General features: G+C 35.6%; 11 protein-coding genes. All 11 read right to left on the minus strand.

Annotation, left to right across the window (positions count from 1 at the left end):
• Positions 1-3,003, minus strand: a complete 3,003-nt coding sequence (locus tag OZP12_RS02575; RefSeq protein WP_281227493.1) for a hypothetical protein — start codon at positions 3,001-3,003, stop codon at positions 1-3.
• Positions 3,004-3,008: 5 nt separating this feature from the next.
• Complete coding sequence (locus OZP12_RS02580) at positions 3,009-6,119, minus strand: baseplate J/gp47 family protein (protein ID WP_281227494.1); 3,111 nt, start codon at positions 6,117-6,119, stop codon at positions 3,009-3,011.
• 43 nt (positions 6,120-6,162) lie between these two features.
• On the minus strand, positions 6,163-6,573 hold the full coding sequence (locus tag OZP12_RS02585; RefSeq protein WP_281227495.1) for a GPW/gp25 family protein: 411 nt from the start codon (positions 6,571-6,573) through the stop codon (positions 6,163-6,165).
• A 5-nt stretch (positions 6,574-6,578) separates the two neighbouring features.
• Entirely contained in the window at positions 6,579-6,869 is a 291-nt protein-coding gene (locus OZP12_RS02590) for a PAAR domain-containing protein (RefSeq protein WP_281227496.1), read from the minus strand.
• A 1-nt stretch (position 6,870) separates the two neighbouring features.
• Positions 6,871-8,538 (minus strand): phage baseplate assembly protein V, encoded by a 1,668-nt coding sequence (locus OZP12_RS02595; protein ID WP_281227497.1) that lies wholly within the window; start codon positions 8,536-8,538, stop codon positions 6,871-6,873.
• A 6-nt stretch (positions 8,539-8,544) separates the two neighbouring features.
• Positions 8,545-9,318 carry a CIS tube protein gene (locus tag OZP12_RS02600; RefSeq protein WP_281227498.1) on the minus strand — a complete coding sequence of 258 codons (774 nt, stop codon included), beginning with the start codon at positions 9,316-9,318 and terminating at the stop codon, positions 8,545-8,547.
• The gene (locus tag OZP12_RS02605) at positions 9,315-9,488 is read right to left on the minus strand and encodes a DUF5908 family protein (protein ID WP_281227499.1); all 174 of its coding nucleotides are present in this window, start codon (positions 9,486-9,488) and stop codon (positions 9,315-9,317) included. Before OZP12_RS02605 ends, OZP12_RS02600 begins: the two co-directional genes overlap by 4 nt.
• Positions 9,489-9,520: 32 nt before the next feature.
• Positions 9,521-9,979, minus strand: a complete 459-nt coding sequence (locus tag OZP12_RS02610) for a phage tail protein (protein ID WP_281227500.1) — start codon at positions 9,977-9,979, stop codon at positions 9,521-9,523.
• Positions 9,980-9,986: 7 nt separating this feature from the next.
• The gene (locus OZP12_RS02615; RefSeq protein WP_111408249.1) at positions 9,987-10,427 is read right to left on the minus strand and encodes a phage tail protein; all 441 of its coding nucleotides are present in this window, start codon (positions 10,425-10,427) and stop codon (positions 9,987-9,989) included.
• A gap of 61 nt (positions 10,428-10,488) precedes the next feature.
• Positions 10,489-12,432 carry a phage tail sheath C-terminal domain-containing protein gene (locus OZP12_RS02620; protein WP_281227501.1) on the minus strand — a complete coding sequence of 648 codons (1,944 nt, stop codon included), beginning with the start codon at positions 12,430-12,432 and terminating at the stop codon, positions 10,489-10,491.
• Between the two features lie 47 nt (positions 12,433-12,479).
• A complete protein-coding gene (locus OZP12_RS02625) occupies positions 12,480-13,154 on the minus strand; it encodes a Pvc16 family protein (protein ID WP_281227502.1) in 675 nt (224 codons plus the stop codon).
• Positions 13,155-13,225: the final 71 nt, after the last annotated feature.

A 13,225-nucleotide genomic window follows, 5' to 3' on the forward strand; every position in this document is an offset into this window, starting at 1 on the left:
TTAAAGTGTTCCTAATGCTGTATTTCCTAATAATATGGGGTTGGTTATTTCACTCAAGTGACAATCGAATAAGTTGCCTTCGGGGTACATCGTATTCAATTCGTTCAGAGCTGTTATCATTTCTTTATGATGAAGCAAGAAGCTGGATTCGTCTTTTGGGAGCAGTGTTTTAGAACATTGTTTTATTCTAAAGTAGCGGTAGTTTTCGAGCCAGTTTTTGTAGGCTTTTTGAAATTGAGCCATGTCATTTGCATTTACCCAGCAAATTTTCAACAGCACATGTGCGGGAGCTTCCTGCCTAAAAATTTTCTCCGCATATTTTCTAAAAGTCAAGTTTCGAAAACGGGTTAAATAACCGGGCAAAACGATTGTAGCCTTGAAAGAATAGGGATCATTATTGGCAGTATCTTTACAATCGTCCTGTAAACAAACGGTGAGTAAATCAGTGTCCTGATTGGTCGTTAAAAGGGGACGGAGTAACAAATGTTCAATACAATAAAAATTCTCGAAAGTTTCATTCAAGGCCTGCAATAACGAATTGTAATAATCGTATGCGGTTTCAAAGGAGACAAACGGTTTGTCAACCTTGGCTATTTTAGCACCATCTTTTTCAAGATAGAGATAAAATTTGGTGCTCGCTTTGTGAATTGTATAGGCATTGGGGTCAAAAATATGTTCCCGAAGCCAACTCCATTTTAGTGCCAAATCAGTTCCAGGACTTTGAATTTTAAAATGGATTACGCCTAGTTTCGTTGGGATTGACAATTGGGATTGCGGGCTATCATCATTGGCAATATTCCTAAGATTAATGTTATTGATGCCTAATAATTTTGCCGTGCGTTTCTCATAACCACCTCGGGAATTGGAATTCCAAAAATCAGGCGGAGTTAAAGTATTCGGATTTATGTAATCCATCCCAATACCTCTTTTACTGCTTATCTCGGGATAATTATTGATGAAGTTTTGTTTGTCTTGTATTAAATCTTCAAATTGAAAACTAAGCTCTCCCAAGCCTTTTGCATCTTGATTGACCTGATACATCATGAAAACGTAATCATTAAAACTTTCTGAAAAGCGTGCCATCAAATGGTCTAACGCCCGATTACGACGATCGTAGAAATCAGTTTTGTTTTCATAAATAGTAATCTGGTCGTCATTTGGAATCCATAAATTATTCTCAAACGAACTGGTGTAAAGTGCTTTGGAATAGAATTCTCCGCCAGTCCAATCGTTTTTTGAAAGAAACTTTGGGAAGTACGTTCTATCTATTGTAACAGTGTCTAAAATATTTTTGGAATGGTATAATTGATTGAAAAAATCGGCGAGGATTTGATCATAAAAGTGTAAATAACCTTTGAGTTGATTGACTTGCGCTTTCCTTAAATCCGATTCTTTATCCGATAATTGATTTTTTCCCAAACCATAATTTTGAGGAAACTCATCCTGGATACTGTAAAACTCATCCAGTTGATAAAATGTCCCGGACGGATAAGGTAATTCATTATTGATGTTGAGCAGTTTGTAGTTTTTTTGTTGGGACTTATAGATTTCTATTTTTTGATCGACCAGCATCTGATTGTTTTCTGAAAGTAGAAAAGGAATTTTTTTCTGAAACAGAAGTATTTTGGATTTTTGCGGAGTAAAAATAGGATTCACTTCCCCGGAAAGATTCAAACTCCAAGGCTGGCTTGAGCTTCCGGGAATAGGCTTGCCGTTTTTATCATAAGCGGTAAGCAAAAGATTATTAACCGAAACCACTCCTTTTACCGCCATCAAAACGGCAATAATATCCGAAGAATGAATCGCTGTTGGTAAGGAGCAATTAATTAGTTCTTCTTCTTTCAGGAAGCCATGATCCAGTTTTGGACCAAGGAATAAATCGTCAGAATGATAGCCTTGATCGAGCAATTGTGCTAATGTGTAAAAACGAATAGGAGGATTTATGACATCAAATAGGGCAATCTGAATTTGAGCCATAACATCTACAACATTACTTTGAGGCTCGATTTCGATATCAACACAAATACCAATTTCGATACTTTCTATAGTCGAAAGGCATAAATAATCTTCGGTAAAATTTCTGTTTTGATGTAGTTTTTGGTGTACTTTTTGGAAAGTTGCCTCTACTTTATTTTTTTTATTTTTAAAAAGGGTAAGCAGTTCATGATAATTTTTTGGAACAGAAAAATGAGCCAATACAATATCAATTTCGCTTGAATCATAACATTTAATTGTAAAAGTTAGGAATTCTGCTCCATTCGGCACTTTATAAAGAGTAAGTATGACTTTGCTGTCAGTTTTCTCAATTTTTATATTTTTTATTTTAGCGGGTTTGCTCAATGTTTCCAGTAAATTGGTTTTTGGATTGTTCCAAGAGTCAAACTCCGGATTAATATTTACTTGAATCCATTGATCTTTGTTTAAAAATTCGAAATCCAAAAGAGTAGAATTCAAATCGCCAAGAATAGGATCTTCTTCCAGTTCTATTACCACTTTATTTAGACCTCTAAGTGGTAATTGCTGTAGCGCTGTATTGTTTTTGTCAACCGATTTTAGGCTCAATTTGTCTTCTACCGGATTTATATAAATGGGGATCTCATTATCGTTCGGAGCAGGAAAACCTGAGGAGTCGGCTGTTTTTTTGGTTGCCAAAAACCAGGCATTGGAAATCCCGTCGATGTCAATGAGTAGTTTTCTATAATCAATTTCGGTAAGAGGAGCATTAGAAAAAATAGCGCTTGCCGGGAAAAAGGTTTTGTTTGAGATTTCTCCGTATCTGTCGCACAATATGTTTTTAATGTCAAAACTGTTACGATAACCCAACTCGGTAATAGCATAAGACAAAACTTCAAGAATAGTTATTCCCGGATCATGGGCATTGTAATCTGTCCAGAGTTTGTTGCCTAGCTTTTCGATATATTTCATGCCTTCTTTTCTCAAGAAATCATAGTCTTGAGCGGGAAGGAGTTTTCGGTCTTTTGCTATAAAATAATTGGTTTTCATATAGATCAATTATTTATTTCTTCTATAAAATGAGTTTCATTGGGTACAAATAAGGTGAAATCAGTCATCGGAGTAATTTCCTTCACTTTATAATAGATTGTTTTTACAGTATCGTTTGTGTCATTGAGAATGATTTGGTTAACTTCAAAATCGGTGATATAGTCCACGAAATTTTGATTGTCGATTAATTGTATGATTGATGAAGTTTCAATGGTATTTGCAAAAACGACTTCAGTGTTTTCAAATGCCCAGGGACTCAGATATGTGTTGATTATTTTCTTTAGTTCCGACGCATACAATAGAGTATCAGCACCTGGAATATCATGGTATTTCACTTTGAATTTGACCTCTATTTTCTCCAAAGTGGGGGTTTTTACAGAAATCCTTGCGTGAGGTGACGCTATTTTGGCGATATATTGTTGAATTTTTTTCATAATCCCCAAACTCAAAAGCGGTTTCCAGGAAACAGGATTTTGATCATTATTGGATTTTGCTATAGGAATTAAAGTGATATAACCCGCAGAAACATTGGATATAGCAGAGGAATTATATAAGTAATGATTCAAACATTTTACCCTATGCACCTCGGGAAATTCATCTAATATTAATCGTTCATAATCCCAGGAAGTAATTGCGCGTTTTTTGTGTCTTAGCCTTTCGCTGGAACGTTGGTAAAGCAATAAATCATCTTCTCGTTTTTTGCCGGAAAAAGAGGCGTATGGCTGGGTTACTTTTTTTATAAAATCAATAGGTTCATGAAATTTTGAGATAGTTTCTTTAGGTGTGTTTTCAATAAAGAAACTATTGTTTTGTTCAAAATCAGTTAGAACAGCTTTTAACGCCTGAGTGTGAATACCAATAAAATGGCAAATGGCATCGGTTTTATCTACAGCAATTTTTATCCAAAACAGCGATTTATCCAAAATAGTAGTTTGGCTTGTATCAAATTCGGGAATCGTTAATTGTACCAAGCCTGATTGTGTAAGTCCGTTTGTTTCATCGCCCATTTCATGAGGCATAATCGAAATCCATGAATTTTGATTTAAGTAAGACCATTTTACAGTAGCCGATTCTTGTCTGGGGTTAGCGGTCCCTTCTGCTAATTGGATCAAAAGAGACAATCCGTTTCCGGGGACAGCTTTTTCAAATCCTAAATATAGTTCTCCGCCCAAGGGAGCGTCATGAGGAAATTTGGAATCATATAATTCATCTTTTTTGTATCCAAAAGGGAGAATGTGATATACTTCTATTGGGTTATTTGATGTTCCATTAGTGTAGGTATCCGAAACAGAATATTGCAAACTAATGTCATTAATTGTGGGAGCTACTGGTAAAGTTTCACCCGTAACTTTACTTTTTGCAATAAAAGTTTCAAGAAATTTTTCTCCTGCAAAATCGGTGTCGTTTAGGATAACTTTTGCGTAGCCGGAAACGCTTGATGTATTTGGTAATGTGTTTTTTTCCTGATATTCCAGTATTGGGTTGGTATTTTCAATTTGGTAATTAAATTTTTCGGCATTGGTCCACAAACCATCAATTAGTTTTTCCGTCTGCAAATCAATACTTTGGGTAGAATCAAAACTGTTGATGAAATAGGGATTGATATCCAGATACAGAGTAGCATTTTTTTTGATAAAAAACTCATTACAGCCAATGATGAAACTATTGCCTTTTTTTGGAAAATCACCAAAAGGTTTGAATGATTTACTGGTATCAACTAGCCCTGTATCAGTGCTTAAAACAAAATTTTTCAAACCTGAAACATAAACGTAAATATCCAGTTTTGTTATATCGATTTGTTTTGCACCATCTAAAGAAACTATCTTCAGAACAGGATAGTTGGTATTTATGTTTATGTCACTGTGGATTTTAGGATCGTGTGCAATTATTTTTTTTTCTGAAGCTAGTATCTCTAGATAGATATAATTGCCATAGTAATAAGCAGAAGTAATTTCGATTACTTTTTTTTCACCGGTTATAAAAAATTTATAGTGGGATAAGTCTAAAGTTTCATCATTTATTTTGATAAAAATCACTCTGTAACCTCCACTCAAGAAGAATAACTGACTGGCAATAAGCAAGCCGGTTTCTACTACTGATGCTGTGTCCGGAAACACATTGAAAGATTTATTTTGTGCATTTGATTTTATAAAATCTGATTGTTTCCAGAGGGTAACAGAATTTTTATAATGACTTAAAAAGGAATGTAATTTGCCTTCATTAATTCCTTGGTCTGCTGTTGAAGCATAGAATTTATTTTTGCCCAATGAATTTTTGCCTGCTGGGAAGACACTTCCTTTTGGAACCAAGGCAGATTTACTAGGTGTAGTTTCAAGTACCAGATGGACATAATCAGGGCGTGCATTCGCAGGTTGTATCTGTAAAATGTCTGTGTAATAAAAATCAAGATGTCTTTTGGTAAACTCATTGAGTTGATTTTGTGCTACTCCCAAGAGTTTCAAGAACGAAAGGTATAATGTAAAATGCGGTTTATGACCGGAATAATTTTCCAGTTGAAGAGCAATGCTTTCGCCCGAAACCTGTTTCCAATTTTGAATTAGACCATAAAGTTGTTGTACGGTTTTGTCAAACTGTGAATTGGAAATTAAAGCTAATGGATTTGTACTTGCGGTTATTTTATCATTCAAATCCTTTATTTTTTGAACAAAATAAGGGCTTGTTCCCAGTAAGGTTTCTTTGGATGAGATGGCAGGATCTAAAAAACTTATTTTTCGGTTAAAGTCTAGGAATTGAGTGTTTATGATTTCAAAATAGGACAGAAGGATTTTTTTTTGATCAGATGAAACAGTTGAAGCTTTGACTTTTGTTTTGATAACTTTATATTGTTCCTGCAGTTTTTGCACATCCCATAGATACAACTGAACAAGTATTGCTGTTGATTCCCATTGAAAGAAGTTGGACCAATTTCCATCTTCAATATTGGTGTCATTATAGAATTTTATATGAGTGGCAATTTTTTGGGCAAAGGCTATAAAATCTATTTCCTTTCTTTCATCAACAAGGAAATAATCAGGTTTGAGAGCTGTCAAAAATCGCTCTTCCTGGGTTGTTCCCATTCCTTGATGAATTGATATGTTTGATGAGCAATTGTCCATTTTTTTATTTTTAGTATGACTGTTAAATAACAGAAGACAGCATTTATTTTATATAGGTACCTTCTTCCAGATAGAAAGGATATACATAATTATGTCTTGAGTTGGTCGTTCTTATTGTGTAATCTATTTCTAATTTTATAAGTCCCTGTGAGGTTTCTTCAGAAGCAAAAGAGACATTGTTGAGGTCTATTCTGGGTTCATATTTTAGTATTGCTATTTTAACAATCCCTCGTATTTTGGTAAGGAGAGTTACAGTTATGTTTTCAAACAACATAGGGGAAAGATTGCACCCGAAATCTGATCTCAGGATTCGTTCCTCTAGTTTTGTCCCCAAAAGAATTTGCAGACTTTGGTTAATGTCTGTTGCGCCATCTACCGTTTCTACTGACCCGGAAATGGGATTGAATGTAGGTGGGAAACTCCAGCCTGTCCCTATAAATGTTTCGTTATCCATATTTTCTAACCTCCTATTAAAACTGTTGGACATCCTATTATTATTGTTCCTCCGTGGGCTGTTGAATCACCCATTCTTGCAGCCGCTTTTCCTCCAATGGTAACTGTTGAAGACCCTTTTGTAATGGAATCTGTTGGACCTGCACATACACAATTGTCTCCTACTACTGCGGCGGGCATTCCGCCTATGAGAACGGTAGTATTGCCTCCCGGTAAAATAGGTCCGCCTACATGGGGAACTGTTCCGGTTGATGCTGGACAAATGTGCATATCTGATACTCTTGCTGCTGCGGGCATATTAGTTTATTTTTATGATACCTCCTTTTAATTCCATATTTCCGGAAGCACTGACATTGCAGCCTATCCCGTCAATTTTTACATCTCCTGATGCTTTTACAATAAAATCTTTGCTGCTTTCTATCGTGATTCCATCTTGGTTCATTGTAATTTTATTTTTGTTTTCATCTTCGAGGACAAATCCTTTTTCATCATCACTTATGAGGAGCTTGTTCCCTTTTTTGGTACTTAGTTCTATTGATTTTTTTTCATCATCCAGGATTATTTTTGTACCTTCTTTGGTCACAAAACCTTTTGTATAATTTTCTTTTTTGACAGGGAAGGGCATTGCTTTTGCGCTGCTGTAAAGACTTCCCAAAATAATTGGTGTATCCGGATTATTGCCAAGACAGCCTAATATGACTTCATCATCTACACTCGGAATAAAATAACTTCCCATTTCTTTTGAGGCATTAAGAGTGGCTAGTCTGGCCCAAATCCCTTCTCCTTTTTCAGAAAGAGCAGGAATACGAACTTTTATCCTGAATTCGTTATTAGGGTCTTCGTCAATTTGCACTACAACTCCTATTTGCAATCCACTTACGGCATTAATTTGCCCGATTTGTGCTTGTGGGCTAGGTGATTGTTTGCTTGCGTTTTCTGCAAATGAAGGCTCTCCTTCAAATCCCAAAGTGTATTCTGTTTTCCAGCATCCGTTTTCTATAGTGTGTTCTAAAGCACTAATGATGATGGGTTTATTATCTATTTTTTCATTTACATTGCCGCATTTTATAAAATCCCCCGTATGAGCTTCCAAATTGCCAAAGGTTAGAATCTTACCATTGATAGTCTGCAGTTCGCTTTTTTTTAGAATAGCCAGAAGCATCCTATCTACAGTCGCGGGACCAATTCTGAGCTCATTAAGTTTTATTAATTTTTGATAAGGGTTTATTGCCTCTTGCTCTTTTTCGGTTTTGATATTTTTTTGAGTAGCGGCATCCCAATGTTCAATGATGGCTTTTTTTAATTTTTTGGTTTCATCTGATTTTCCGGTAAATGAAAAAACATTGATACCGTTTTCTGCATAATATTTTTCTGTTGGGGGTGTCTTTAACAGATCGACACCATTAAAAGCCCCATTGTTTATTGAAACAAAAACCCCGACAGAATCCAGATATCCTAAAACAAAATCCCAAGGCAATGTGGCCGGGTTATGTGTTATCTTTTCTTTTCCCCAATCTTTTCCGGATAATTCATCATTAAGTTTTAGTTTTTTGGTAAATAATTTTAGTTTGTCTTCAAATGTTTGGTTGTTGGTTTCGGGTTCTGTACTGGGTAAAGTCATTTCATAGGAAATGTCTTTGCACTCAATTTTCATATTGATAAAATTACCGTCCTGCACTTTTTCGGTAGCTTTTATAACTCCTTTAAAAAGTGTTTTTTTCTCCTTTTTAATGGTAACATTAAAAGTGATTTCATCATTTTCCTTTAAAGAATCACTTGGAAAAGTTTCCTTTTTATCGATATCCCTATTCGAAGCAATGAAAGTGAATTTAGCCGTTGGAATTTTATTAAGCTCAAAATGAACATGTGCTTCTTTGAGTAAAGTATCCAATCCATCGTTTTTTTCCTTTACCAGAATTTCCAGTTTCAGGACTTCATCTTCAGCTATATAAGGTTTTATAGGCATGCTTGATTATTTAATGGGTGGAAAAATTATTTTTTTACCAAAGCGAATGTTTCTAAAACTCAAAAGGGCGTTGGATTGGGCTACATCAATATAATAATTAGGATTTTCATATATGTTTTCAGAAGTAAGAGTAAGTTTGTCATTCATTTCAAATTCCCGCTCATGTGTAAGATCTGGAGAGCTTTTCTTTTGTTCGGCCTGCATGAGTTTATAGGAAACAGTTTCTTTGAAGGTGCATTTGGCTTTTGCTCTTATAGGTTTTCCATCTTTTCGAAACAAATAATACTCAACCTCCATATTTTTCAACCGGCATTGTAAACGGTAACTTCCCCATAAAAGCTGTAAATAAGCTGTATGATGTGTTTTTCCGTTGTATCCAAGCAATAGATTTTTGAAATTTTCCAGATCTTCTTCAACCGATTTTACTTCATCAAAAGGATTTACTACAACGGGTTTTAATGCATCAAAAACCTCACCTGCTTTGTCAAGAAAAGACAATTCCTTTTTCTTTCCATCAATTGTTTTGCCGGGAGGAATAACCCCGGAACTATCAAAAAGAAATTCAAATGTTACTTCTTCACCTTCAATTTTGTTAAATTTTAAATCGTTGCCTGTAGCTCCCATAGGCTGACCTTCACAAAAAACAACATTGTGTTTTGTGGTGTATTTCTCTGGATTGAGTTGTACAAAAATGGTTTTTTTAGGGTCTTTGCCAAAATCATTTGTTTCAAAAACCTCAATGGTCATTTTGTCTATAATACCTAAAGCAGCATTTATCATCGTTCAGATTTTTGTTTTATTTTTTCTAATACTTTTGACGTACATTCTCGAATAAGATCCGATTTTATAGATTCTAATTGTGTTTTATCCAAAATAGCCTGGGATTGAAAGGAAGGTTTTTCTTCTTCAATTTTTACAACTATGTGTAATTCTTTGATTTCTATCGGCATAATTTTTTTGTAAAATGAACGCAGTAATTTTCTTAAAAACCCGGTATCGGAATTTCTTTGAAGAAATTGTATTTCAAAGCAATGGATTCGATGACAATTTTGTTTTCTTCGGCATTAAAATCACCATAATCGATGGACAATGGGATCGCATGAGATACATACCAGGCTTTTACAGGATTTCCGTTTTCATTCAATAATGAAACCACTAGATTGGCCGGGCTGAAATTGAAATTTTCGATTGCATTCAGACACCACATCGAAACGCCCGACATATCTGAAGTAAGTCCTCTTTTGAGTACTAAATCCTGATATCCTGTTCGTATAGGCAGTTGATGGGTAAACCTGTTTTGGCCTCCTTCTTTCACAGACTCCATTTCCAGAGTTCCTTTTAAACCACCCACACTTTGAAATTTGGTATCGATACTAAACTGTGGCATCAGTTCAAAAATCACCGAGAAATGAAAGCCTACTATAGGGTTTGAGCTTGCCATATTGCCATTAAGCTACGTGTTCCATCGTGAATCCGTGGTTGGCAATTTCTACGGTATCTATCGCTGCCTCGTTTGCATCTGCTTTCATGTCTGAGCATTTTAAAGAAACGATAAAGCAGTCTTTCACTTTCCAAACGACGACCGGTGTGTGATTTTCGTTCAGGAGTGAGATGGTGATATTACGTCTTTCGACAGTATTCATTGCCACGGTATTGTACCATTGGTAAAATTCATTGTCTCCAGCAAAAACTCCTCTTTTGAGTGAAATGTTGCTTAATTTTTGCAGGCCGGGCATTTTTTTCTTGAAAAATTCCGGACTGGATCCTACACGGTGCTCTATGACATCCATTTCTTTGTTAAGACCTGAAACTTCGGTGAAGGCTATTTTTGTACCGCCCCATTCAACGCTGAAATGGAACTTTGGGATAGGAAAATCTGTATTAGGCATAACTTTAGGTTTTAAATGTTAACTACTAAATTTTTTTTTAGAATGATACTCTTTATGTAACTTATGATTTTTGCTGCATTTGTTTGAATTCAAGTATAATAAACTCAGCAGGTCTGGATGGTGCATATCCTATTTTTACAATCATTCTTCCTTCCAGAATATCCTGGGCAGTCATTGTTTGATTGATTCCCACAGAAACAAAAAAGGCATGTTCCGGTTTGGCTCCAGCCAATGCTCCGTCATTCCAAATCAAGGTCAGATAATTTTCAATCATTCCTTTTACATTTACCCAGGTTTGGGAAACATTAGGTTCAAATACATAGCGCATACAGGCTTTTTTTACAGACTCCTCGATCATATTGGCAAGCCGTCTTACGTTGATATAGCGCCAGTCATTGCTGTTGCCATCGAGTGTACGTGCTCCCCAAACCAAGAATCCTTTACCTGTGAACTTACGGATGGCGTTGATGGATTTCCCCGTTTCGTGTATGTTCATTGGTTCCTGGTCAAAGTCGTTGATGTCTCTGGTCAGTCCAATCACGCCGTTAAGGCTTACATTGGCTGGTGCTTTCCAGACACCTCTGGTCGCGTCAGTTTGGGCATAAATACCTGCTATGGCGCCGCTTGGAGGAATCGTATTCATGCTTTTGGATAATTTGGCAACAATGCTTCCATAAATTGGCATTTGCGCGATAAGATTATTTTCCTGTACCAATTCGTATTTGTAAACAGCATTTACGGCAGTGTCTATTGCGTTTACAACTAGTGTGTGCAATTTGTTAAGTTCGGCTTGAATTTTCACAAAATCTGGTTCACTATGAGGAGAAGGAGTTGCAATCAAATTGCTCAATTTGCCATCATATTCGTTTACAGAGGATTCAGTAATTGCCGATATTAGCCCCCAATTACCATTAAAGTCCCCATCGTTTATAGTTAATGACAAAGCATCAACAGTAGTAACACCGTCTGGTTTTTTAAGTTTTTCGTATGCTTTTCTAAAATCAATTAATTTTTGAACCACAGGTTTCAAAGAAATGGACACCAAATCGGCATTGACATAGATAACTAGGTTGGGATTCGTAAAGTCATTTGGTTTAGCAAATACTTTGATGAGGTTCCAGCTCTTTGTTAAATTGGCATTCAGCTTTGTTGCGTTTAGCGCAGACCAATCCAGTAATTTATTGGCTGCGATAGTTGCTGTGCTTGTTGTCTTTAACCCTGAAACATCTGTATGAAGACTTTCAAAAGAGCTGATATTGGTTTTGAGATCGTTGTCATTTGGGTAAAATTGTTTGAATCCACCCGATGATGCCAGTGAAGCATTAATATCCGATAGTCTGAAAGTTTGCGGAAAACTACTTGTCAAATAAGGATAATAAGCGGCTCCGTATTTTAAATTTTCCGTTCCAATGCCATCTCTAAAATCACCATTATCTTTAATCGGGGTATTTGCGTTGTCATATTTTACATCCATAATAACAAAGCGATCCATAAGTTTCTTGCATTGAGTCAAGGCTTCTTTTTGAACTTGACCAAGATCCGTAACGGAAAGATTTACTGCATCTGGAAAAAGCAACAGGGTAGGTTCATCATATTTTTCGAGATCAACAATACCGGTAATAAATTTGGCTTTGGTAGAAGCGTCAAAAGCAGGATTTTCTTTATACAAACCAATTGATTGAATGTAACATTCACCTCCGCCGTTGGCATAAAAAAGCTGCAGACTATTGTAGAGTTTGAATTTACTTTCTGAAACGGTGCAATTATCGGTGGGTTGGGAATTAGAATCTAAATCGACTGTAATTCCAGTTGGCTGTGGTGCGCCTCCAAAAAGCTGTTGAAATTCTAAAAACGAAGATACTCTGGTCGTAATATTGGGAGTGGGGGCATTTTCGGTAAAGCCTACAAAGGCAGGAACGGCTGTTGCAACTTGTGCAACCGAAGGCGGGAATGCATCAATTTCATTAATGTATACGCCGGGTGTTTTGATAGAGCTGATATTCATAATTTTATGTTTTTATTGGTTTTTTAAATAGCTGAGAAGTTAAAATTTTAGTCTAAGAGAAAAGAATTGGTTTCAATTTCACCTGTTATATCATTTTTGTCATTAGCCCACAATTGGACTTTTGCCTTATTAATAACTGGATCTGTCGGTAGGTTGTTTTCTTTTTGAACACGAATCATTCGCATGGAGTACAATACAGAAGGCATGTATTTGCTTCCCAGATATGACCACATTTGGTTAAGCTGATCTGACTTTAAACTTACCAAGTCCAGAATAATTTTATTCATTGATTTAGCTTGATTTTCAGAAACTTCAGTTTGTTCAAAAAAATTGGTATCATCATAATAAAACACATTGTTTTGTTGTAGACATTTGATGATGTATTCTAGCTTATCAATCCCTTCGGCATATTTGCTTTGATTTTTATTGTACGAAGTAAACAATAGGGACAAAATCAGGTTTTGGGTTGGCTTTTTATATTTTTCAATAAAGTTGCCATTTCCCGGATATTCTTTGTATAAACTTTGATTTTTTAGCGTTTTGTCTTCTTCGATATTTACTATGGAAAGAATCATTGAAGATTTTTCTTGTAAAAATTCATCGCCATCATTTAAAGTGGCAACATTTGTCAGTTCGATACTTACTATAACTCCATTATTTGATGCAGTAATTTCAGAAGTTATTTTTTTGGAAAGTTTATCTAGTATCTTAGCTAAATTCATCTTTTAAAATTTTTAACTAACTGATTAATAGATTCAAACCTACAAATATTTTAAAAAGCAAATGTGCGTAT

The organism is Flavobacterium aquiphilum (assembly GCF_027111335.1).
Lineage (GTDB): Bacteria > Bacteroidota > Bacteroidia > Flavobacteriales > Flavobacteriaceae > Flavobacterium > Flavobacterium aquiphilum.